We start from the raw sequence: 21,607 nt of genomic DNA on the forward strand, positions 1-21,607 counted from the left end.
CACCTGCGCCGCACCACCTGCGCAAGAGGACGCAGAGCGTCCAGAACCGCATGCCAACGCAGAGCGTTGGCACGATAAACAGTTTAATTTTCGCGCGCGGTTACAACAACTTGTCCAACGTGATCGGAAACTCGCGTATCCGCTTGCCGGTGGCGTGGTAGATAGCGTTGGCAATCGCTGCCGGTACGCCCACGATGCCGATCTCGCCGACGCCTTTGGAGCCCAGCGCGTTGACGATATCGTCATTTTCTTCGACAAACAGCACGTCAATGTCGCCGATATCAGCGTTAACCGGGATATGGTACTCGGCCAGGCTGTGGTTCATCGGGCGGCCCAGAGTGTGATCAAGCATCGCCTCTTCCTGAAGCGCCATGCCCATACCCCAAACAACACCGCCCAGAATCTGGCTGCGCGCCATCTTCGGGTTCACTACCCGGCCCGCTGCCACGGCACTGACCACGCGATTGACCTTGATCGTGCCCAGATCCTCGTCGACCAGCACTTCGACGAATACCGCCGAGTGCGTCGCCGCTGCGTAGGCTTCACGCTTCTTGTCCGGCTCGGCGTCTACCTGCACCTCAATCACGCCACTGGCTTGAGAGGCAGCCAGCTCTGCCATCGACAGCGCCTGCTCGCCCACGTACAGCTTGCCTGCTTCAAAACGCACCTCATCCGGCGTGGCAGATGCGAACTGCGGATGAAGCCCCTTGGCCACTTCCAGCACCTGACGCTGCAAGGCCTGACACGCCTGCTGCACCGCTGTACCCACTGAAGACACGGTAAACGAGCCGCCCTGCAAAGGCGCGGTCGGCAACGAAGAGTCACCCAGCAGAAAGGTAACATTCTCCACATCAATGCCCGAGGCTTCAGCAGCGATCTGCGTCATCACGGTGTACGTCCCCGTGCCGATGTCAGTCGTGGCACTGCTGACCACCAAAGTGCCATCCGCCTCAAGACGCGCCTTGGCGCTGGCTTTCATCTGCATGGCCTCCCAGACACCGCCCGCCATGCCCCAACCGACCAGTTGGCGACCTTGACGCATGCTGCGCGGCTCAGGGTTGCGGCTGTCCCAACCAAAACGCTCGGCGCCCTGGCGATAGCACTCGCGCAACTCTTTGCTGGAATAGGGCTTGTCTTCGTTACCGTTGCTTTCGGCGTAATTGGTCAGGCGCAGGCGCACCGGGTCGATGGCCAGCGCACAGGCCAGCTCGTCCATGGCGCACTCCAGACCGATCATGCCCAATGCAGCACCCGGCGCGCGCATATCCAACGGCGTGAACACGTCGAGCGGCACCAGTTTGTAGGTCAGTTGCACGTTATCGCAGTGATAGAGCATGCCGCTCCACTCAACAACATGCTCGCTGAAGTCCTCGAAACGCGACGTCTGACCGATGGCTTCATGCCCAATGGCCAGCAAACGACCGTTGGCAGCCGCCCCCAGCCGCAAGCGCTGCACGGTGCGCGGGCGATAGCCGAAGGTGAACATCTGTTGTCGCGTCAGGGTCAGGCGCACCGAGCGTTTCAGATGCAACGCTGCCATTACCGCCAGTGGCAGTTGATATTGCGGCCGCAGGCCTGAACCGAAGGCACCGCCGACAAAGGCTGCCAGCACGCGGATCTTGTCCTTTTCCAGACCGAAGACCTTGTGCAGGTAGTCCTGACAGTTTTGCGTGCCCTGGGTCTTGTCGTGAATCTGCAGGCTGCCGTCGGCCTGATACAGGACGGTGGAAGCATGCGGTTCCATCGGGTTGTGGTATTCGCTGGGCGTGCTGTAGGTCACGTCAACGCTGAGCGCAGAACTGGCCAGCTCACCCTCGAAGTTGCCACGCGGCGGCGGCAGTTCGGCAGGCGCGTCATAGGCGGTGTCGAGCATGGCCTGTAAATCGGTCTCGTGAGACTGCTGTTCATATTCGATACGCACCAGCGAGCCAGCATGCCGCGCCAGCTCCAGCGTATCGGCGACGACCAGCGCCAGTGGCTGGCCGCTGTACATAACGTTGTCGTTGTAAAAAGGCCGAAACGGCGAACCGTCGGCCGAGTCAGCGTCTTCGTAGTTTTCGTCGTAGCTGGCCAATGAAGGACGGTTGGTATGGTCGATGACGGCGACCACACCCGGAACCTTCAACGCCTCGCTGGTATCGATGCTGACGACGCGACCGTTGGCGATGGTGCTGGAGACCACGCTGCCATACAGCAACCCTTCTTCAGGGTATTCACCGGCGTAACGCGCGCGCCCGGTCACTTTCAATCGGCCGTCGACGCGGTCCACAGGCTTGCCCATTGGCGAAAATGGCTGGTTCATTGGGCGCTCCCTCCTGTTGCTGCGTCGCTCAAGGCGCGAATGATCGCGCGGCGGGCCAGCCTGACTTTGAAACCGTTGTGCTCCAGAGGCTGGGCATCTTCAAGCATGGCGTCTGCAGCAGCGGCGAAGTTCTCACGAGTGACCGGTTTACCGATCAGCAGCGCTTCGACCGCTTTGTCGCGCCACGGCTTGTGCGCGACGCCACCCAGCGTCAGACGCACGTCGCGTACCACGTCACCGTCCAGATCGATGGCAGCAGCGACCGATATCAGGGCAAACGCATAGGACGCACGGTCACGAATCTTCAAATAAGCGTTGTGACTGGCAAAGCCCTGTGCAGGCAGCTCGACCGCGATGATCAACTCATCATCGGCCAATTGATTGTCGCGTTGCGGCGCATCACCCGGCAGACGGTGGAAATCCGCGAACTCGATGGTGCGGCGACCGGCACGTCCTTCGACATGCACCACGGCCTCCAGTGCAGCAAGGGCCACGCACATATCGGAGGGATGCGTGGCGACACATTCGTCACTGGCACCGAGGATTGCGTGAATACGGTTCAGACCTTCACGCGCCGGGCAGCCGCTACCCGGCTCACGCTTGTTGCACGGCACGCCGGTGTCATAGAAGTAATAGCAGCGGGTGCGTTGCAACAGGTTGCCGCCAGTGCTGGCCATGTTGCGCAATTGCGGCGAAGCACCGGCCAGCAACGCTTTGCTCAGCAGTGGATAACGCGCTTCGAGCAACGGGTGATACGCCAAATCCGCATTACTCACCAGCGCGCCGATCATCAGACCGCCCGAGGCGGTTTCAGTGACATCCCTTAAAGGCAGGCCGGTGATGTCGATCAGGTGCTCGGGCGTGGCGACGTTTTCTTTCATCAGGTCAAGCAGATTAGTGCCGCCTGCAATGAAACGCGTGGCCGGGCCGCTCAGGTTGACCGCAGCGGTGATGTCGGTCGGCTTGCTGTAGGTAAACGGATTCATGCGTTCACCTCCGTTTTGGGCGCCGCATTGTGAAACTGCGGCAAGGCCTCTTCGACAGCTGCAAGAATGTTGCTGTATGCGCCGCAGCGGCACAGGTTACCGCTCATCAGTTCCTGGATCTCGGCACGCGTGCTGGCGCGTCCCTCGTTGGCCAGCCCCACGGCCGAGCAGATTTGCCCGGGGGTGCAATAGCCGCACTGGAACGCATCGTTCTTGATGAACGCCTGCTGCATCGGATGCAACTGATCGCCGTCGGCGAGGCCTTCAATGGTGGTCAGCTCGGCACCGTCGCACATGATCGCCAGCGTCAGGCAGGCATTGATGCGCGTACCGTCGCGCAGTACGGTACACGCACCACACTGGCCGTGGTCGCAGCCTTTCTTGGTGCCGACCAGATCGAGCTGATCGCGCAGCAGGTCAAGCAAGGTGGTCCAGGGCAGCACATCCAGTTGGCGGAGCTGTCCGTTCAGGGTCAGGGAAATCGCGTGGGTGGCGAAGTCCTGGGGGTTCGGGGTCGTTGCACTCATGGAAACCTCACGGTAGGCGGTCACTTAGCGCACTTTTTATGCGTCTTGAGGGTGGGACTTCTTGAGGTTTGCAACGTTCAGGCTTTCCTGATGAGCGTACTTGTCATCGAAACGCAGCGATCCACAGGCAGCCATCCCGACACGCTGCTGGTATGATGCGCGGCTTTTTCCGACCCGCAGAAATCAAACGGGCTGCCTCGCAGTCTGTGCTTTGCTGTTGGAGTCGATCATTCACGACGCGCGCCGCGTCACGGAGAGCCAGACATGCTGGAAAGGCTGTTTCAACTCAAGGCAAACAACACCAACGTGAGGACCGAGATTCTCGCGGGCGTCACGACTTTCCTGGCGATGGCCTACATCCTGTTCGTCAACCCGAGCATCCTCGGCGAAACCGGCATGGACAAGGGCGCAGTATTCGTCGCCACCTGTCTGGCAGCCGCCATCGGCTCGACGGTGATGGGGCTGATCGCCAACTACCCTATCGCCCTCGCTCCGGGCATGGGCCTGAACGCCTTCTTTACCTACACCGTGGTCCTGCACATGGGCCACAGTTGGCAGGTCGCGCTGGGTGCAGTGTTCATCTCGGCGGTAATGTTCTTCATTCTGTCGATCTTTCGCATCCGTGAATGGATCATCAACAGCATTCCCCTGCCCCTGCGTTCAGCCATTGCCGCCGGTATCGGCCTGTTTCTAGCGCTGATCGCCCTGCACAACGCCGGAATCGTGGTCAGCAACCCGGCCACCATCATCGGCATGGGCGACCTCAAGCAGCCTGCCCCGGTGCTGGCTACCCTGGGCTTCTTTCTGATCGTTGCCCTGGACCACCTCAAAGTGCGCGGCGCGGTGCTGATCGGCATCCTCGCAGTCACCCTGGTGTCCATCGCGCTGGGCTTCACGCCGTTCGGCGGTGTGGTGTCGATGCCGCCTTCGCTGGCACCGACCTTCATGCAACTGGACATCATGGGCGCGCTGGACGTTGGTCTGGTGAGCATCATCTTCGCCTTCCTGTTCGTCGATATCTTCGATAACTCCGGCACCCTGATCGGCGTGGCCAAACGCGCCGGGCTGATGGGCAAGGACGGGCACATGCCGAAAATGGGCCGTGCGCTGATCGCCGACAGTACCGCCGCGATGGCAGGTTCTCTGTTGGGCACCTCGACCACCACCAGCTACATCGAGTCGGCTGCAGGCGTCAGCGCCGGTGGGCGCACCGGTCTTACTGCCGTGGTGGTCGCCGTGCTGTTCCTGCTGGCGCTGTTCTTCGCCCCGCTGGCCGGCAGCGTACCCGCCTTCGCGACCGCACCGGCGCTGCTGTTCGTCGCCGTGTTGATGGCGTCCGGCATGGCTGAAATCGACTGGGACGACATCACCGTCGCAGCGCCGGTGGTGATTACTGCCCTGGCGATGCCGTTCACCTACTCCATCGCCAACGGCATTGCCTTTGGCTTCATTTCCTGGACAGCGATCAAGCTGTTGTCGGGACGCTGGCGCGAGCTGAATTGCGCGCTGGTGATCCTGTCGATTCTGTTCGTGATCAAGCTGGGCTGGTTCAACGCATGAGTGTTCCTTTCGACCCTGCGAGCTACGACCGTCAGCTCGAAGAAAAAACCGCACGCCTGCGCGAATTGCTGGCACCGTTCGATGCGCCCGAGCCGCAGGTGTTTGATTCACCGCGCGAGCATTACCGGCTGCGCGCCGAATTTCGCCTGTGGCGCGAAGACCAAAAGCGTTATTACGCGATGTTCGCGCCGGGCGATAACCGAACGCCGATTCTGCTGGAAGGCCTGCCGATCGCCAGCGAGCGCATCAACGCGCTAATGCCGGTGCTGCGCGAGCGCTGGGAAGCCAGCCCGACGTTGAATCACAAGCTGTTTCAGGTGGACTTCCTCACCACGCTGGCAGGCGACGCGATGATTACCATGTGCTATCACCGCCCGCTGGACGCTGAATGGCAAGCCGCTGCCGAGCAATTGGCGGCTGAGCTGAACGTGAGCCTGATCGGCCGCTCCAAGGGTCAGAAGCTGATCATCGGCCAGGATTACGTGACCGAGAAGCTCGACGTGGCCGGCCGCACCTTCAGCTACCGTCAACCGGAAGGCGCGTTCACCCAGCCCAACGGCACGGTGAACGGCAAGATGCTCAACTGGGCCTTTGACGCGCTGGGCGAGCGGCAAGACGATCTGCTTGAGTTGTACTGCGGCAATGGCAACTTCACCCTGCCGCTGGCCACCCGCGTGCGCAAGGTATTGGCAACCGAGATCAGCAAGACTTCGGTCAATGCCGCACTGAGCAACCTGGATGACAACGGCGTGGACAACGTCACGCTGGTGCGTTTGTCGGCTGAAGAGCTGACCGAGGCGCTGAACGAAGTGCGCCCGTTCCGTCGTCTGCACGGCGTGGACTTGAAGAGCTACGATTTCGGCAGCGTCTTCGTCGACCCGCCACGCGCCGGCATGGACCCGGACACCTGCGAACTGACCCGGCGCTTTGAGCGCATTCTGTACATCTCCTGCAACCCGGAAACCCTGGCCGCCAACATCGCCCAGTTGCACGACACCCACAGGGTCGAGCGCTGCGCCCTGTTCGACCAGTTTCCGTACACCCACCACATGGAATCGGGTGTACTGCTGGTTCGCCGTTGAGGCTGCCCGGACTGAAGAGCGCTATCGTGCCCATGCTCTGTGCAATGACCTCCGAATATCGTGCGACGCTCCGCGTCGCATGCCGTTCTGGACGCTCCGCGTCCTTTCTTCAATAGGCCGCACGACGCAGATCTGTGACGCAGAACTGCAGCCTCGGCATTACGACGTAGGAACAGTCCATCAGGGCATGTAGGACCAATCTGATCCTGCCGTTGGCCACTTGCTGCCACCCCAACCCCACTCTAGTCTGCGCACCGTCACTGCTGAATCAGCGACCGGATTTAGCGATCCGAACCATCAAAAACGCCAGTACACCGCAATCGGCCTCACGCATTACACTGCGTGGGTGCCTGTTATGGTGACTGTGCGTGGGAGACCTTCGGGTCTGCCGGTTTCTTTGATGGCCGGTTCGCTAACCTGCGCACAGTTGCCACCTTGTTGTTTAGCGACAACCGCTGGTGACTCAACATCAAAGAGCGAGTGCCCTATGAAGACCGAACAAAAACTTACCCTCTGCACCGACTACGTAGAACCCCTGATATTCATCCGCCATCATCGTGCACTGCGCGCCGTGCGCCTGGGTTATCAATGCTGGTTTTCCCTGCAAGACATGGCGCGACTCATGGGCAAGGCACTGGATGAGCGCTCTACCCGCAAACTGGACAGCGACCAGCACCGCCATGTGTGGCTGCACACTCATGGCGAGTGGCAAAAATGCTTGATGATCAGCGATTCAGGCGTTTACGCGCTGTTGGTGCATCACTACGTGCCAGAAAACCGTGCATTGCGCCAATGGCTCAGCAGCGAAGTCATCCCGACCCTGCGTAGCGAATTCACACCGCCCGCACGTCGCATTCCGGTGGTCTGGTGGCGTCGCCTGCTTGGCCTGCCGCCCGCCAGCGAAAAATTCGCGGCGTGAGTCACGTGAGGTGCACGTGTTCGTGCACTCCCTCGAAACTGTCAGAATATTTATTAGCTTCCTATCGATACGCTAAGGTATAAACCGAAAACGTGAATTAGCCGCTTCAATGGGATCCCTTTCTTGAGCTCTGAGTCTTCCGCCTCCCCTGCCCCGGTCAAGTTGTCCAGCCAGCCCGGTTTCGTCAGTTTTATCCTCTCGCGCCTGATGGCAGTGTTTGCCATGCAGATTCAGGCAGTGGTGGTCGCCTGGCAGGTCTATGACATGACCCGCGAGCCAATGGCACTGGCGTATGTCGGCCTTGCTCAGTTTATTCCCATGTTGCTGCTGTTGATGCCTGCCGGGGACCTGATCGATCGCTACAACCGCAAGGTCATCCTGATGATCAGTTGGGGCGTGCAGGCATTCTGCGGCACCATTCTGTTTGTGTTTTCGGCCCTCAAGCTGCAAGACCTGCGGCTGATCTATGGCGCGCTGATGCTCTACGGCTGTGCCCGCGCCTTCACCGGACCGGCCCTGCAAAGCCTGCTGCCGCAAATTGTTCCGCGTGACCAGTTGCCCTCGGCCATTGCCACCAACAGCGTGATCATGCGCTGTTCGACCGTTGGCGGCCCGCTGATCGGCGGCTATCTGTACTGGCTGGGCGGCGCAGAGCTGACGTATTCGGTCTGCGTTGCAGCATTCATAGCTGGCATCCTGTTTCTGGCCCCTGTAGCGACGCCCTTTGCCGGCAAACCGGTGGAACTGGGCTCCAGCGCCTGGGGCCGGTTCACCGCGGGCATTGCCTTCATCCGCTCGCGACCGATCATCCTGGGCACCATTTCGCTGGACCTGTTCGCCGTGCTGCTCGGTGGTGTGGTGGCGCTGCTGCCGATCTATGCCCATGAAGTGCTGCATCTGGGCCCCCAAGGGCTGGGAATGCTACGCGCGTCGATGAGCCTGGGCGAACTGGGCGTCGGTATTTACCTGAGTATGCGTCCGCTGCAGCGCAACGTCGGCATGACCATGTTTCTTGCCGTTGGCCTGTTCGGCGTAGCGAATCTGGTGTTTGCACTGTCGACACTGTTCTGGCTGTCGTGCCTTGCCCTGCTGGTCGCAGGCGCGGCGGACATGGTCAGCGTGTTCATTCGCTCGGCGCTGGTGCAGTTTTCGACGCCGGACAACATGCGCGGCCGGGTCAATGCCGTGAACATGCTGTTTATCGGTTCATCCAATGAGCTGGGCGAGTTTCGCGCAGGCACCAGCGCCTCGCTGGTCGGCGCCATACCTGCGGCAATCATGGGTGGCGTCTGCACATTGGGCGTGGTCGGCGCATGGATGACGTGCTTCAAATCGCTGCGGCAGGTCGACCGTTTTGCCGATGCGTCGCCGCCTGACGTGTTGCAGGCGCAGCCCGTGAAAAGCTAGACACTGACTTCCCGAACCAAACGGCGCTCTCGCACCTCTATACCCTCGCACCCTGCACACGCTGGCCGGACCGCCAGACTGGCGCAGACCTGTATCAGCAGCGACACTCATTGCACGAAAAGAAGAGGGATCCGACATGCTCTGGAAAAAAGGCCGACGTAGCGATAACGTAGTCGATGCGCGCGATGGCGGCAGCAGTGGCGGCGGTGGCATGCGCATCGGTGGCAAGGGGCTGGGCCTGGGCGGTATTGTGATCATCGTTGCCATCGGCCTGCTGACCGGTCAGGACCCGATGCAGATTCTCGGGCAACTGACCGGGCAAAGCACCGAGCAAAGCGCTCCACCCAGCGCGCAAACGCGTCAGGCACCACCGGCCAACGACCAGCAAGCCGAATTCGTGCGCAGCATCCTCGGCGACACCGAAGACACCTGGCGTGCCGTTTTCGCTCAGAACGGTCGCGAGTACAAGGACCCTACGCTGGTGCTGTTCAGCGGCCAGGTCAACTCGGCGTGCGGTCGCGCCACCTCGGCGACTGGCCCGTTTTACTGCCCTGCTGACCAGCAGGTCTATCTGGATATGGACTTCTTCCGTGAAATGGCCCAGCGCTTTTCCGCCGCTGGAGACTTCGCCCAGGCTTACGTGATCGCCCACGAAGTCGGGCACCATGTGCAGACCCTGCTGGGCATTTCTGCCAAAGTCGACAAGGCTCGTCAGGGCGGGCAAAAAATGGAAGGTGCCAACGGTTTACTGGTCCGCCAGGAGCTTCAGGCGGACTGCTTTGCAGGTGTTTGGGCGTACAACGCACAAAATCGTTTGAACTGGCTTGAGCCGGGTGATATTGAAGAGGCATTGAATGCGGCCAACGCTATAGGCGATGATCGCTTGCAACAGCAAAGCAGTGGTCGAGTTGCTCCGGACTCCTTTACTCATGGGACGTCTGCCCAGCGTGTACGCTGGTTCAAGGCAGGCTTTGCCCAGGGCCAAATCAATCAATGCGATACATTCGCCGCCAAGAGTCTCTGAACACATGATTAAACCGCTTCTGGTCCTGTTGTTGAGCACTGCCTTCGCGAGCCTCGGGGCGCATGCCGAGGATCAAGCGGTTACGTCTATCAGCCCGGATCGCCTGGCCATCAACGGCGCAGAGGCGACACTCGGGCTGAGCCAGGAATGGGTACACCCCAAGCCGAAGATCGAGCGCGCGGTGATCGTGCTGCACGGCCGCCTGCGCAATGCGCAAACCTACCTGCGAAGCATCGAACGTGCCGCCAATCAATCCAAAGAGCGCAGCAAGACCTTGCTGATCGCCCCGCAGTTTCTGGATGAGAAGGACATTGTCGCGCATCACCTGCCGGAGTCGATTCTGCGCTGGCGCCAGAACAGCTGGATGGAAGGCGCAACCGCCACCAATCCCAAGCCCGTCAGTTCGTTTCTGGTCCTGGACCATATCCTCAAGCGTCTGAGCGACAGCAAGCTGTTCCCGAATCTGAAAGAAGTGGTCATTGCCGGGCATTCCGGTGGTGCCCAGGTGGTACAGCGCTACGCGATGATCGGCGGCAAGGAAGATGCCCTGCTGCAGCGGGAAGGCGTGAAGCTGCGTTATGTGATTGCCAACCCGTCGTCCTATGCGTATTTCGACGCAGAGCGGCCTGAACCGGTAACGGCGCAGAGCTGCCCTGATTTCGACGAGTGGAAATACGGTCTGAACAAGATGCCGTTCTATTCGGGCAAGGAAAAACCGGCTGACATCGAGAAAAATTACGTGAAGCGCGACATCACTTACCTGATGGGCGAGCTGGACACCGATCGCAACCACCCTGCTCTGGACAAGACCTGTGCCGCCGAAGCGCAAGGCGCGTATCGCCTGATTCGTGGCCAGAACTACTTCAACTACCTCAAGAAGCGCCACCCTGAAGGGCTGAACCAGCGCCTGGTGATCGTGCCGAAAGTCGGCCATAACGGCGACGGGATCTTCACCTCGCCCGAGGGTCAGGCGGTGTTATTCAAGCCGTTTTGACTGGATGACTCTCGAGCACTATCACTATCGTTCCTACGCTCCGCGTGAATATCGTTCCTACGCTGGAGCGTGAGGAACGATAGTTGCGCCAGAGCCAGTCCAGATCACCCCAACATACCGCGTAGCACAGTGCAATCCACGGCATGCCAGTCCGTCAGCTCCGGCCAAGGATTGTCCGGCAGGTTGACCAGAATCGTTTTCGCACCCGCCGCACGGCCACAGTTCAGGTCATGCATGTAGTCGCCGATCATGACCATCTTCTCCGGCTCGACACTCCAGCGATTGGCCAGTTTCAGCAAACCCGCCGGATCCGGTTTGGGGGTCGCTTCGTCGCGGCCCAGTACATCCTCGACAGCAAAGCAGTCCGCCAGGCCGATGGCTTTCAAGGTGATGTACGCGAGCTCTTGAGCGTTGCGGGTCAGTATTCCCAACCGATAACCGCGCGCCGACAACTCACGAATCAGCTCGACCGCGCCCTCGGCAGGCTGCGAAGCCAGCGCCAGCTCGCGTTCATGCTCCAGCAGCCACGCGTGCTTGGCCGCCGATTCCTTAGCGGGCAACGCAGCAAGATGCCCGAGAATGTCATCGTCCTGAGGAATGCCCAGTTCACGTTTGATTGCCGGGAAGTCATGGACCGGGATGGTCAGGGTGCCATCCATGTCGAAAACCCAGTGCCGTATACCGTCGAGTGTCATGCCCAATCCTTACGGTGGCGAATCAGCCCTTCCTGGCTGACCGATGCAACCAGTTGTCCGGCGCGGTTGAAGATACTGCCGCGCGAGAAGCCGCGCGAGTTGCCTGCCCAGGGACTGTCCATCGCATAGAGCAGCCAGTCATCGGTGCGCAGGTCATTGTGGAACCACAGCGAGTGATCGAGGCTGGCGACCTGCATATCGCGCTGCCAGACGGTTTTGCCATGCGGCAACAGCGATGTGGTGAGCAAGTTGAAGTCAGAGGCATAAGCGAGCATGTAACGATGCAGCGCCTGCACGTCCGACAGGCTGCCATCGGCGCGAAACCACACGTACTTCACCGGCTCGCCTGGCTTGGGATCGTACGGGTCTTCGGATGTCACGGGGCGGAACTGAATCGGTTTGGGGCGCAAAAACTTGTCGTGCATCGCTTCGGGAATCAAGTGTGCGCGGCGGGTCAGCAACTCAAGCTCGGACGGCAGGTTATCCGGACCGACAATCTGCGGCATCGACGCCTGGTGCTCAAAGCCCTCTTCGTCGTACTGAAACGAGGCGCTGCACGTGAAAATCGGCTTGCCCTTCTGAATGGCAGTCACACGGCGCGTGCTGAAACTGCCGCCGTCGCGCACGCGGTCCACTTGATAGACCACCGGCAGACCTGCATCGCCAGGGCGCAGAAAATAGCCGTGCAGCGAGTGAACATGGCGGTCCTCTTCGACGGTCTGACTGGCGGCAGACAACGACTGCCCCAACACCTGGCCGCCAAACAGCTGGCGAAAACCCAGGTCCTGGCTGCGGCCGCGAAAAAGATTCTCTTCAATGGCTTCCAGCGTCAGCAACTCAACCAGATCATCCAGCACTTGGCTCATTCTCACTCCTCTTGCACATCGACTCTGTACTCACAACGCAACAGCAGTCGCGGCAGTCCCTGGCAGACCTCAAGCCTGCCTCATGGAATGCAATGATACAGATTTAAGATGGTGGACTTAATACTGCCTGGAAATCAAACAGCGCTACACGGTACTGAGCCACTGTTCATGGCTGATCCGGTACAGCACGTGCGGCTTGAGCGGATGGCCGTCATCCAGATTGGGATGATCGAAGTTGCCGGACTCATCCTGCTGCATACCGATTGCCTGCATAACTTTTTGCGACGGCTGATTATTGACCGCGGTAAAAGACACGATCTCCTTCAAATTCAGGCGCTCGAAACCACAGCCCAGCGCGGTCCATGCTGCCTCGCTGGCAAAGCCCAGGCCCCAGTGGTCATAAGCCAGCCGCCAGCCGATTTCCACGGCCGGCGTAAAAGGTGCCTTGAAACCCACGACATGCAACCCGGTAAAACCGATGAATTCGCCGGTATCCTTACGCTCCAGCGCCCAGAACCCGAAGCCCAATTCGGCAAAATGACCACGTAACCGTCCGATCATGGCGGCGCTTTCAAGACGGCTCAGGGGTTCGGGGAAATAACGCATCACGCGCGGGTCCGCGCACATCTCGGCGAATGCTGGCAAGTCATCGTCGCGCCACTGCCGCATCAGCAGCCGGGCGCTGTCTAGCTTGAGTATCGGTTCCATCGATTCCCCCGTGTAACGAGACATGAGTGGGCGTCAGTGTAGTCATCCACTGCGCCAGACAACTGGGCGTGCGCACGCTTTGCTGGCACTATCGGGCTTCGACCTGTCAACGGACGCAAAATGTCCCTACCGCTTATCTACCATGAAGACTACAGCCCGGACTTCCCGGCAGATCACCGCTTCCCGATGGACAAGTTCCGTCTGTTACGTGACTACTTGGTCGACAGCGGCCTGACCAGTGACGTTCAATTAATGCGTCCCGAGTTATGCCCGGCGGACATTCTGGCGCTGGCTCATGACCCGTCCTACATTAGCCGCTACCTTAATGGCGACCTGTCCCGTGAAGACCAGCGGCGTCTGGGCCTGCCTTGGAGCGAGGCGCTGGCCCGTCGCACGGTTCGTGCCGTGGGTGGCTCGTTACTGACTGCCGAGCAGGCCTTGAAGCACGGCATGGCTTGCCATCTGGCGGGCGGCACTCACCATGCGCACTATGATTACCCGGCCGGTTTCTGCATTTTCAACGACCTGGCGGTGATCAGTCAGTACCTGTTGCAAAGCGGCCGCGTGGACAAGGTCCTTATCTTCGACTGCGATGTGCATCAAGGCGACGGTACGGCGCGTATTCTGGCCAATACCGAGGACGCCATTACCGTCTCGCTGCACTGCGAAAAAAACTTCCCGGCGCGCAAGGCCCAGAGCGACTGGGATATCCCGCTGCCGATGGGGATGGGCGACGCTGACTACCTGAACGTCGTCGACGATCTGCTCAACTACCTACTGCCGTTCTACAAGCCGGATCTGGTGCTGTATGACGCAGGAGTGGATGTTCACAAGGATGACGCGCTGGGCTATCTGCAACTGACCGATCAAGGCCTGGCCAATCGCGACGAAGCCGTGTTGCGGCATTGCCTGAGCCGCGATATTCCGGTCATGGGCGTGATCGGCGGCGGCTACAGCAAGGACCGTCAGGCGCTGGCAAGACGCCACGGGATCCTGCATCACAGTGCGCAACGGGTCTGGGACGACATGGGCTTATGACAGCGCGTGCACCTAACCGCGGTTGCAGCCACTGAGTTGCACCACACCTGAAAACAACGCTCGGGTAGAATGCCCACCTCCTCTGCTATCGATACTTCGCTGACCATGACCGACCTCGCCTCTCCTGCTTCCCGAACCGTCGCCATTATCGGAGGCGGCCCTGCTGGGTTGATGGCAGCAGAGGTGTTGAGCCAGGCAGGGCTGAACGTCGATCTGTATGACGCCATGCCTTCAGTAGGGCGCAAGTTTCTGCTGGCCGGGGTGGGCGGCATGAACATAACGCACTCCGAGCCCTATCCGGCTTTTCTGTCGCGCTACGCCGAACGTTCGCCGATGGTCGCGCCGTTTTTGCGTAGTTTTAGTGCCGATGAGCTGTGCCAGTGGATTCATGCGCTGGGTATCGAGACGTTTGTCGGCAGCTCGGGCCGTGTTTTCCCCACTGACATGAAAGCCGCCCCTCTGCTACGCGCCTGGCTCAAGCGGCTGCGTGATGCGGGTGTCACGATTCACACGCGGCATCGCTGGCTGGGCTGGAACGCTGATGGCAGCCTGCGCATTACTAATGCTGACGGTGAACTGGCGATCAACCCTGCGGCCACCTTGCTGGCGCTGGGCGGTGCCAGTTGGGCGCGGCTGGGGTCTGACGGGGCCTGGTTGCCATGGCTGCAAGCAAGGCAGGTCGAGGTTGCGCCTTTGCAGGCCGCCAACTGTGGTTTCGAGGTGAGCGCCTGGAGCGACCTGCTGCGCGACAAGTTTGCCGGTGCGCCGTTGAAAAATATCGCCATGGGTCTGCATGGCCATGCCCTGCGCCTGGGCGAATGCGTACTGACCGGGACGGGTGTGGAAGGCAGCCTGGTGTATGCACTGTCGGCGCAGATTCGCGAACAGATCAACCTTCGCGGCTCGGCGATTGTGGACATCGACCTGCTGCCCGGCAAAACGCTGACAGACATTCAAAAAGCCCTGAGCAAACCACGTGGCTCGCGCTCGATGTCCAAGCACCTGCACAGCCAATTGGGCCTGGGCGGCGCAAAGGCAGCGCTTTTACGCGAACTTGCGCCTCGTGAAGCGTTTGCCGATCCGCTGTTGTTGGGCGAGGCCATCAAGGCGTTGCCACTGCCCCTGATCAAACCACGCCCCATCGATGAGGCCATCAGCACCGCAGGTGGCGTGACCTTCGAAGCCATGGACGAGCGTCTGATGCTCAGGCAATTGCCCGGCGTATTCTGCGCAGGCGAAATGCTCGACTGGGAAGCACCTACAGGCGGCTACCTGCTGACCGCCTGCTTCGCCAGCGGCCGCGCTGCGGGGCTGGGGATGGTGGAGTGGCTGCAATCGCGCTGATCATGATCGTCCTCACACTTCGCGCTTATCGTCATACACAAGTCCGCCTTTGATTCTGGCCGAAGGCCGTAGGAGCGAACCGGGCGACGCTTCTCTTGTTCGCGAAGAGGGTGTTTCAATCGATGCATTTTCGGCGATTATGCAGGCCCCTTCGCGAACAAGTTCGCTCCTACGGCCTCCGGCCAGAATCAAAAACGAACTTGCGTATAGCAATGAGCGCTCCGTCCGCTTTGAATGCGCACTGCGCCTCAAGGCTTCTTCTTGCGTGGGCCGGTGTTGAAAACCGGGACCTTGCGTACGGGTTTGACCGCTGGCGCAGGCTCTGACTCGCCGCTGTCGACCCATTTACCCAGGTTGCGCTTGCTGCCCGAGACCTTGGGCTTTTTCGGTTTCTTGGGCTTTTTCAGGATCTGGCCGCTGGCATCTGTAGTCGGCACCCGGTGCTCAGGCTCAAAGTCCTGTTCTTCCTTGCGCTCAAGCGTCTGACGGGTCAGCACTTCGATGGCCGACAGCAGTTCCACTTCATCGGCACATACCAGCGAGATCGCCTCGCCCGTCAGGCCCGCCCGGCCGGTGCGGCCAATACGGTGGATGTAATCCTCGGCCACGATCGGCAGGTCCAGGTTGACCACGGTCGGCAGGTCATCAATGTCCAGACCACGCGCCGCCACGTCGGTGGCCACCAGAATCTTCACTTCGTTGCTCTTGAAGCGGTCCAGCGCACGCTGGCGAGTGGCCTGCGGCTTGTCGCCGTGAATGCCATCAGCGTTCAGACCCAGACCCTGCAAACGGTCCACCAGTTGATCAACGCCAACCCGGGTCTTGGCGAACACCAGCACCTGACCCCAGCGATGCTTTTTCATCAGATGGATGAACAGATCCGCCTTGCGTTTCTTGTCCACGGTCACGACCCATTGCTTGACCGACGACGCCGCAACGTTGCGCGGGCTGACTTCGATGGTCAGCGGGTCATTGAGCATCTGCGCGGCCAGCAGACGAATCTCGTCAGAGAACGTCGCGGAGAACAGCAGGGTCTGGCGCTGCTTGGGCAGTACCGCGTAGATGCCACGCAATTCCTCGGCAAAGCCCAGATCAAGCATGCGATCGGCTTCATCAAGGATCAGCGTCTGCAACTGGGAGAACTTGACTGCATTCTGACGATGCAGGTCGAGCAGACGTCCCGGTGTCGCAACCAGCACGTCCACGCCCTTGCGCAGCTTCATCATTTGCGGGTTGATGCTCACGCCACCGTAGGCTGCGTAAGTGCTCAACGGCAGGTGCTCGGCATACTGACGAATGCTTTCGTGAACCTGATCGGCCAGTTCGCGGGTCGGGGCCAATACCAGCGCGCGAACGCAATTAGGCGCGACTTTCGGCCCTTCCATGGTCAAACGCTGCAACAGCGGCAAGGCAAAACCTGCGGTCTTGCCGGTGCCGGTCTGGGCAGCTGCCATCAGATCGCGGCCCGCCAGTACCGGAGGAATTGCCTGGGTCTGTACAGGCGTCGGAGTCTGGTAACCGAGCGCTTCAAGGGCGCGCAGCAAGGGTTCGATCAGGCCGAGAGAGGCGAATGTCATGGAAGTACCGTAGGAAAAATTCAACGCAAGGCGCGCAGTTTAACCTGTCCGGCCCGCCTCGGTTAGCTTGTGCGTGTCGATCCGACCTTTCGTACCGCCGACCTGCGCCATTGCGGCAGGCCAATCAGCACGACAGCGCTGATAATCACCACCATGGCCATGCACTCTTCAATACCGATTGTCTCTCCCGCAAACACCACGCCAAGCATCACCGCCACTGCCGGGTTGACGTAGGCATAGCTGGTTGCGGCTGCCGGGCGCACATTCTTGAGCAGGTACATATATGCGCTGAACGCGACGATAGAACCAAACACCACCAGATACAGCAGCGCGCCCCAGCCCGCCGCAGTCGGCATGTGCGCAAGGCGCTCGCCACTCAAAGCGCTGCCGATCAGCAGCGTCGCACCGGCAGTGATCATTTCTGCCGCACTGGCCATCGGACCTTTGGGCAACGGCATATGCTTGCTCAATACAGAGCCGAACGCCCAGGCTGCGGCGGCAAAGATCACCACGGCGGCGCCATAAGGGCTGGCCTGCAAATTGGAGCCGAGATTCAGCAGGCCGATGCCGATCAGGCCCAGCACGATGCCCGCCCACTCCAGATTAGTGGTGCGATTGCCCCAGAACAGGCCGAACAGCAAGGTAAACAGCGGCATGGTCGCCACCGCCAGCGCCGCAACGCCTGATGCAACGCCTGCGTGTTCAGCCAGCGTCACACCGCCGTTACCGCATGCCAATAACAGGAAGCCGATCACAAACGCCGCTTTCCACTCGCGCCAGGTCGGCGCTGGCACGCCGCGATAACGCAGGAAGCCATACATCAGGCACCCGGCAATCAGAAAACGCACGCCAGCCATCATCAGCGGCGGCCATGACTCCACGCCAATACGGATGACCAGATAGGTAGAGCCCCAAATCAGGTACAAGGCCAGAAAAGCGCCAATGAGCAACGGCGAAACACGAACGGACTGAGGCATGGCAGGGCTCTGGGATCATTGTTATGGTTGACCTATTGTATGAAGGCCAGAGGCGGACATTAAGCAGACAAACCTGTTTGAACCGCGCTTAAACTTACGATTCAACGCTTGTAAGGCCTGATTTCCTTTTATTTTAAAATTTCCCATCGCACAGTACGAGGCACGTCATGACGCTGGATAAATACGATCGGATTCTGCTCGATGAGCTGCTGAAAAATGGCCGGGCGTCTTTTGCGCAGCTGGCGAAACTGGTCAACCTGTCCGCGCCTGCCGTGGCTGAGCGAGTCGCCAAGCTTGAGGCCAGCGGCGTGATCACCGGTTACGAGGCGAAGGTCGATCTGTCAAAGGTCGGCTTGCCGATTCAATGCCTGATCGAGTTGCGCATGGGCAGCCATGGCAATCAGCAGGCCTACAAGGAACTGTGGAAAGTCCCCGAGCTGATCCAGTGCTACCGGGTGACGGGCGACCCGTGCGTGATCATGCGCGCAGCGGTCGATTCGATGCCACACCTGGAAGACCTGATCAATCGGATCGCCAAGTTTGGCTTCAGCAAGACATCAATCGTGCTGTCGACAGCCGTGGAGCGCAGCCTGCCGAGCGATTACTTGATCAGCAACGGCAAGCAGGAGCACTGACAGGTCAGACGCCGCGCTGGCGCTTCAGCGTTTCGTTGATCTTCGCGGCGGGGACTTTCTGCAGGGAACACAGCATCTGGTGGGAGATTGACGCGATGCCGTGAGTGTTACGCAGTTCGTTGGTCAGATACGCCGTGAGGTTGGCGGCCATTTCCGCATCGGCCATCGCCCGGTGAGCCTTGCCGGTATTGGGCAGGCGCGCGTAGCTGGTCAGCGTACCGAGCTTGTGATTCGGTGCGCCAGGCATCAGGCGTCGAGCCAGCAGCATCGAACAGGCAAAGCTCTGTTCGCGCTTGCGCTGAATGCGCGACAGTTCGTAGTCCCAGAACTTCTGGTCGAACGAGGCATTGTGCGCGACCAGCGGCGTGGCACCGACGAAATCTGCCACATCGCCCATCACCCGTTCGGCGCTGGGGGCGGTACGAATCATGTTGTTGCTGATGCCGGTCAACCCTTCGATGAACGCAGGAATACGCACCCCGGCATTCATCAGGCTCTGAAAGCGCTCGACGATACGCCCCTGCTCCATGATGACCACGGCAATCTCGGTTGCCCGGCAGCTATGGCCCGGGGAGATGCCGGTGGTTTCAAAGTCGATGACTGCAATACGTTCCAACACTGGCCTGACCCTGTAAATTCATTTCAGCAACAACGCGCCTTCGATCGGCACATAACGACTGGCTGCGCGGATCAACGAGTTCGCGGTCAGCCCCGGCACGCCATAGGCCACCGCCTCGACCCCATGTTTGCTGATCACACGTTCGAGCAACATGTCGAAATCGCCATCCCCCGACGCCAGCACGACTTCGTCCACTTGCGGCGCGAAATCCATGATATCGATGGTGATGCCGACATCCCAGTCCCCTTTTGCCGAACCGTCGCTGCGCTGGATGTACGGCTTGAGCCTGACGGTAAACCCCAGATTACGCAGGATCTGCTGGAACTGCTGTTGTTTGCTGTCGCCACGATCGATGGCGTAGGCAAACGCGTGAACAATCTCGCCGCGCTTGCTGATATCCGCCCACAAGGCGGCGTAATTGAAATGACAGCCATGCGCCTGGCGCACGGTGTAATACAGGTTCTGCACGTCGGCGAACACCGCGATCTTCTTCACCGCAATTCCTCATGGCGGGCAACACGCCCACTGGTTACAGCGATCCGGAATGTGAATCGGCGCCCAGTATGCCAGCTTGAGGACGAAATTGAGCTTCAACTATCGTGCGACGCTCCGCGTCGCATGCATTTCTGGACGCTCCGCGTCCGATCTTGAACAGGCGGAGCGGCGTAGACCTTTGATGCGGAGCGTCACCCAGGGCATTCCCACGCTGGAGCGTGCGGAACGATAGTTGTCTGTTCTGGAGCGTGAGGAGCGATCACTGCGTCCTCACACAAACGAATCATCATCCGAGAACATGTCGCCACCATCGTCGAAACTGTCGTCAGCCGTGTACTGCTGATCCGGCTGTCCCCAACCGCCCTGATCATTGAACGAGCCGGTGTCCTGAGCCTGTGGCGCGTCGTGAATCACCTCGACGATCTCCTGCGGCTGGCTGTGGTGGCTGAACATGCTGCTGATACCTTCTGCCAGCAGCACACCGCCCGCGACACCGGCAGCGGTCTTCAGCGCCCCGCCAAGAAAGCCACTGCCCGCAGCCGGGGCAGGCGCGGCATAACCGCCCTGCGGCGCTGCAGGCGCAGGGGCATGATTGAAACCGGCACCGTCGCGCCAGCCACCACTGGAAGGCTGGCTCGGTTGCGGCTGCGATGCGCGCGGGGCGCTGCTGCCAAAGATACTCGACAAAAACCCGCCACTCGCTGGCGCGGACGAGGCTTGCCCCTTGGCCTGCTGAAGCTCGGCCTGCAACTGCTGAATCTGCTCGTCGCGCTGTTTCACCTGCTGATTGAGCTGATTCACCGCAGCTTCCTGCACCAGAATCGCCTGCGTCATGTAATACGGCGCAGCGGGCTGGCGAGTCAGATGCTCCTTGATACGCGCCTCGGCCGCAGCATCTCGCGGAGCGGATGCCGTTTCGGCGTCTTTCAGTTTCGAGAAAAGACCATCAATCAGGGTTTGCTCTTCGCTGTTCATGACCACCTCACTGAGTTGCCACTGGAATTCTTTCCTGCCGCACCGGCAGGACCATGCTCAGAAAATGGGGCCTCATCCACCCGCTTCAATGACATGAAGAAAAAGATAAGAAGATCTCAGCCCACCACCACTGCGCTTGGTTCGGCAAGGGCCATGGGCTAAAGTGTGCGCCTGCTTTTAGCCTGCGATCTATCTACATGAACCCGTTGACCGTCATCCAGGATTCGCTCTATTTCTTTCGGCGCAATCTGGGCAGCATTGTGCTGCTGTGCCTGCCTGTCGTGATACTCGAGGTGCTGGCCAAACAAGCGCTGAGCAACGCTATGTCCGCCGACACGTCGCCTGCCTACGAATTGGTCATCGGGCTGTTTTTCTACCCTATCTATACAGCGGCACTGATCCTGTTTCTCGACGCACGCAGCCGTGGCGAAGACGTCTACACCCGCGACCTGCTGGCCATGGCGTTGCGCCTGTGGCCCACCTTCGCAGTGCTCTCGGCAATGAGCACCCTGCTGATCATGTTCGGCCTTTCGCTGTTCGTGGTCCCCGGCCTCTGGGTAATGATCAAACTGGCGTTCTGCGAATACCTGCTGGTCCTGCGCAAGCTCACGCCGTTCATGGCCATGCGCGAAAGCATGCTGATGACCACCGGGCATTTCACCCGCATTCTGGTGTGCGTGCTGAGCGTCTACATTCCCTTGTGGCTGCTTGAGGGTGCCAGTCTGTACCTGTTTCCCGAGCCGCAGGGCGCAACAGTTTCAGTGATCATCGACAGCATCGGCAGCTTCCTGCAACTGTTCACTACCATTGTGATGTTCCGCCTGTTCATGCTGATCAGCGAGCCCGCGCACAGGGCCTGAACCAGGAGCTGACGTCA

At 60.1% G+C, this 21,607-nt stretch carries 21 protein-coding genes; 10 read left to right on the top strand and 11 right to left on the bottom strand.

The annotated features are described in order from the left end of the window. Positions 1–100: 100 nt before the first annotated feature. From RGM3321_RS21350 to RGM3321_RS21360, 3 genes are read right to left on the bottom strand one after another with little or no spacing between them, the layout of a single operon-like run. Positions 101–2,302: a xanthine dehydrogenase family protein molybdopterin-binding subunit gene (locus RGM3321_RS21350; RefSeq protein WP_244394716.1), complete on the bottom strand. Its 2,202-nt coding sequence runs from the start codon at positions 2,300–2,302 to the stop codon at positions 101–103. Then, positions 2,299–3,288 carry a xanthine dehydrogenase family protein subunit M gene (locus tag RGM3321_RS21355; RefSeq protein ID WP_244394717.1) on the bottom strand — a complete coding sequence of 330 codons (990 nt, stop codon included), beginning with the start codon at positions 3,286–3,288 and terminating at the stop codon, positions 2,299–2,301. Before RGM3321_RS21355 ends, RGM3321_RS21350 begins: the two co-directional genes overlap by 4 nt. Then, complete coding sequence (locus RGM3321_RS21360; RefSeq protein WP_244394718.1) at positions 3,285–3,815, bottom strand: (2Fe-2S)-binding protein; 531 nt, start codon at positions 3,813–3,815, stop codon at positions 3,285–3,287. Before RGM3321_RS21360 ends, RGM3321_RS21355 begins: the two co-directional genes overlap by 4 nt. 264 nt (positions 3,816–4,079) lie before the next feature. On the opposite strand from RGM3321_RS21360, the gene RGM3321_RS21365 reads away from it, so the two are divergent. The 6 genes from RGM3321_RS21365 to RGM3321_RS21390 all read left to right on the top strand — a co-directional run bounded on the left by RGM3321_RS21365 (position 4,080) and on the right by RGM3321_RS21390 (position 10,801). Next, positions 4,080–5,375 carry an NCS2 family permease gene (locus RGM3321_RS21365; RefSeq protein WP_244394719.1) on the top strand — a complete coding sequence of 432 codons (1,296 nt, stop codon included), beginning with the start codon at positions 4,080–4,082 and terminating at the stop codon, positions 5,373–5,375. After that, positions 5,372–6,457 (top strand): tRNA (uridine(54)-C5)-methyltransferase TrmA, encoded by a 1,086-nt coding sequence (gene trmA, locus RGM3321_RS21370; protein WP_244394720.1) that lies wholly within the window; start codon positions 5,372–5,374, stop codon positions 6,455–6,457. The genes RGM3321_RS21365 and trmA overlap by 4 nt, the downstream gene beginning before the upstream one ends. Positions 6,458–6,944: 487 nt before the next feature. Next, positions 6,945–7,376 carry a Bro-N domain-containing protein gene (locus tag RGM3321_RS21375; protein ID WP_244394721.1) on the top strand — a complete coding sequence of 144 codons (432 nt, stop codon included), beginning with the start codon at positions 6,945–6,947 and terminating at the stop codon, positions 7,374–7,376. 123 nt (positions 7,377–7,499) lie between these two features. After that, positions 7,500–8,783: an MFS transporter gene (locus RGM3321_RS21380; RefSeq protein WP_244394722.1), complete on the top strand. Its 1,284-nt coding sequence runs from the start codon at positions 7,500–7,502 to the stop codon at positions 8,781–8,783. Between the two features lie 136 nt (positions 8,784–8,919). Next, positions 8,920–9,807: a neutral zinc metallopeptidase gene (locus RGM3321_RS21385; protein WP_244394723.1), complete on the top strand. Its 888-nt coding sequence runs from the start codon at positions 8,920–8,922 to the stop codon at positions 9,805–9,807. Positions 9,808–9,811: 4 nt separating this feature from the next. After that, positions 9,812–10,801, top strand: coding sequence for a hypothetical protein (locus RGM3321_RS21390; RefSeq protein WP_004655548.1), 990 nt, complete (start codon positions 9,812–9,814; stop codon positions 10,799–10,801). A gap of 104 nt (positions 10,802–10,905) precedes the next feature. Here the strand turns inward: RGM3321_RS21390 and RGM3321_RS21395 are convergent, their stop codons facing one another. The 3 genes from RGM3321_RS21395 to RGM3321_RS21405 all read right to left on the bottom strand — a co-directional run bounded on the left by RGM3321_RS21395 (position 10,906) and on the right by RGM3321_RS21405 (position 13,070). Next, complete coding sequence (locus tag RGM3321_RS21395) at positions 10,906–11,496, bottom strand: HAD family hydrolase (RefSeq protein ID WP_244394724.1); 591 nt, start codon at positions 11,494–11,496, stop codon at positions 10,906–10,908. Beyond that, entirely contained in the window at positions 11,493–12,362 is an 870-nt protein-coding gene (tesB, locus tag RGM3321_RS21400; protein ID WP_244394725.1) for an acyl-CoA thioesterase II, read from the bottom strand. Before tesB ends, RGM3321_RS21395 begins: the two co-directional genes overlap by 4 nt. A 144-nt stretch (positions 12,363–12,506) precedes the next feature. Then, positions 12,507–13,070: a GNAT family N-acetyltransferase gene (locus RGM3321_RS21405; protein ID WP_244394726.1), complete on the bottom strand. Its 564-nt coding sequence runs from the start codon at positions 13,068–13,070 to the stop codon at positions 12,507–12,509. A gap of 120 nt (positions 13,071–13,190) precedes the next feature. Here RGM3321_RS21405 and RGM3321_RS21410 point away from each other — a divergent pair, with 120 nt between their 5' ends. After that, on the top strand, positions 13,191–14,108 hold the full coding sequence (locus RGM3321_RS21410; protein WP_244394727.1) for a histone deacetylase: 918 nt from the start codon (positions 13,191–13,193) through the stop codon (positions 14,106–14,108). A 105-nt stretch (positions 14,109–14,213) separates the two neighbouring features. Beyond that, the gene (locus tag RGM3321_RS21415; RefSeq protein ID WP_244394751.1) at positions 14,214–15,452 is read left to right on the top strand and encodes a TIGR03862 family flavoprotein; all 1,239 of its coding nucleotides are present in this window, start codon (positions 14,214–14,216) and stop codon (positions 15,450–15,452) included. A 248-nt stretch (positions 15,453–15,700) separates the two neighbouring features. On the opposite strand, the gene RGM3321_RS21420 is transcribed toward RGM3321_RS21415, so the two are convergent. Then, a complete protein-coding gene (locus RGM3321_RS21420) occupies positions 15,701–17,029 on the bottom strand; it encodes a DEAD/DEAH box helicase (RefSeq protein WP_010193188.1) in 1,329 nt (442 codons plus the stop codon). 62 nt (positions 17,030–17,091) lie between these two features. After that, complete coding sequence (yedA, locus tag RGM3321_RS21425) at positions 17,092–18,006, bottom strand: drug/metabolite exporter YedA (RefSeq protein ID WP_244394728.1); 915 nt, start codon at positions 18,004–18,006, stop codon at positions 17,092–17,094. Between the two features lie 167 nt (positions 18,007–18,173). Between yedA and RGM3321_RS21430 the strand changes: the two genes are divergently transcribed. Then, positions 18,174–18,641 carry an Lrp/AsnC family transcriptional regulator gene (locus tag RGM3321_RS21430; RefSeq protein ID WP_244394729.1) on the top strand — a complete coding sequence of 156 codons (468 nt, stop codon included), beginning with the start codon at positions 18,174–18,176 and terminating at the stop codon, positions 18,639–18,641. Between the two features lie 4 nt (positions 18,642–18,645). Here the strand turns inward: RGM3321_RS21430 and RGM3321_RS21435 are convergent, their stop codons facing one another. The 3 genes from RGM3321_RS21435 to RGM3321_RS21445 all read right to left on the bottom strand — a co-directional run bounded on the left by RGM3321_RS21435 (position 18,646) and on the right by RGM3321_RS21445 (position 20,730). Further along, entirely contained in the window at positions 18,646–19,257 is a 612-nt protein-coding gene (locus RGM3321_RS21435; RefSeq protein WP_244394752.1) for a 3'-5' exonuclease, read from the bottom strand. Positions 19,258–19,278: 21 nt separating this feature from the next. Beyond that, positions 19,279–19,755, bottom strand: a complete 477-nt coding sequence (locus RGM3321_RS21440; RefSeq protein WP_002555259.1) for an NYN domain-containing protein — start codon at positions 19,753–19,755, stop codon at positions 19,279–19,281. A 270-nt stretch (positions 19,756–20,025) separates the two neighbouring features. Next, positions 20,026–20,730, bottom strand: a complete 705-nt coding sequence (locus RGM3321_RS21445) for a DUF2076 domain-containing protein (RefSeq protein WP_244394730.1) — start codon at positions 20,728–20,730, stop codon at positions 20,026–20,028. Positions 20,731–20,927: 197 nt separating this feature from the next. On the opposite strand from RGM3321_RS21445, the gene RGM3321_RS21450 reads away from it, so the two are divergent. Continuing rightward, the gene (locus RGM3321_RS21450) at positions 20,928–21,590 is read left to right on the top strand and encodes a YciC family protein (RefSeq protein ID WP_244394731.1); all 663 of its coding nucleotides are present in this window, start codon (positions 20,928–20,930) and stop codon (positions 21,588–21,590) included. The last annotated feature ends 17 nt before the right edge of the window (positions 21,591–21,607 follow it).

Origin of the sequence: Pseudomonas sp. RGM 3321, assembly GCF_022836805.1 — a bacterium.
Taxonomy (GTDB): domain Bacteria; phylum Pseudomonadota; class Gammaproteobacteria; order Pseudomonadales; family Pseudomonadaceae; genus Aquipseudomonas.

What these genes read in the sequence shown, in the direction of transcription:
- RGM3321_RS21385 (WP_244394723.1), top strand. Translation starts at nt 8,920, where the DNA reads ATGCTCTGGAAAAAAGGCCGACGTAGCGATAACGTAGTCGATGCGCGC.
- RGM3321_RS21350 (WP_244394716.1), bottom strand. Translation starts at nt 2,302, where the DNA reads ATGAACCAGCCATTTTCGCCAATGGGCAAGCCTGTGGACCGCGTCGAC.
- RGM3321_RS21430 (WP_244394729.1), top strand. Translation starts at nt 18,174, where the DNA reads ATGACGCTGGATAAATACGATCGGATTCTGCTCGATGAGCTGCTGAAA.
- tesB (WP_244394725.1), bottom strand. Translation starts at nt 12,362, where the DNA reads ATGAGCCAAGTGCTGGATGATCTGGTTGAGTTGCTGACGCTGGAAGCC.
- RGM3321_RS21365 (WP_244394719.1), top strand. Translation starts at nt 4,080, where the DNA reads ATGCTGGAAAGGCTGTTTCAACTCAAGGCAAACAACACCAACGTGAGG.
- RGM3321_RS21410 (WP_244394727.1), top strand. Translation starts at nt 13,191, where the DNA reads ATGTCCCTACCGCTTATCTACCATGAAGACTACAGCCCGGACTTCCCG.
- RGM3321_RS21445 (WP_244394730.1), bottom strand. Translation starts at nt 20,730, where the DNA reads ATGAACAGCGAAGAGCAAACCCTGATTGATGGTCTTTTCTCGAAACTG.
- RGM3321_RS21360 (WP_244394718.1), bottom strand. Translation starts at nt 3,815, where the DNA reads ATGAGTGCAACGACCCCGAACCCCCAGGACTTCGCCACCCACGCGATT.
- RGM3321_RS21395 (WP_244394724.1), bottom strand. Translation starts at nt 11,496, where the DNA reads ATGACACTCGACGGTATACGGCACTGGGTTTTCGACATGGATGGCACC.
- RGM3321_RS21450 (WP_244394731.1), top strand. Translation starts at nt 20,928, where the DNA reads ATGAACCCGTTGACCGTCATCCAGGATTCGCTCTATTTCTTTCGGCGC.
- RGM3321_RS21405 (WP_244394726.1), bottom strand. Translation starts at nt 13,070, where the DNA reads ATGGAACCGATACTCAAGCTAGACAGCGCCCGGCTGCTGATGCGGCAG.
- RGM3321_RS21375 (WP_244394721.1), top strand. Translation starts at nt 6,945, where the DNA reads ATGAAGACCGAACAAAAACTTACCCTCTGCACCGACTACGTAGAACCC.
- trmA (WP_244394720.1), top strand. Translation starts at nt 5,372, where the DNA reads ATGAGTGTTCCTTTCGACCCTGCGAGCTACGACCGTCAGCTCGAAGAA.
- RGM3321_RS21390 (WP_004655548.1), top strand. Translation starts at nt 9,812, where the DNA reads ATGATTAAACCGCTTCTGGTCCTGTTGTTGAGCACTGCCTTCGCGAGC.
- RGM3321_RS21415 (WP_244394751.1), top strand. Translation starts at nt 14,214, where the DNA reads ATGACCGACCTCGCCTCTCCTGCTTCCCGAACCGTCGCCATTATCGGA.
- RGM3321_RS21420 (WP_010193188.1), bottom strand. Translation starts at nt 17,029, where the DNA reads ATGACATTCGCCTCTCTCGGCCTGATCGAACCCTTGCTGCGCGCCCTT.
- RGM3321_RS21355 (WP_244394717.1), bottom strand. Translation starts at nt 3,288, where the DNA reads ATGAATCCGTTTACCTACAGCAAGCCGACCGACATCACCGCTGCGGTC.
- yedA (WP_244394728.1), bottom strand. Translation starts at nt 18,006, where the DNA reads ATGCCTCAGTCCGTTCGTGTTTCGCCGTTGCTCATTGGCGCTTTTCTG.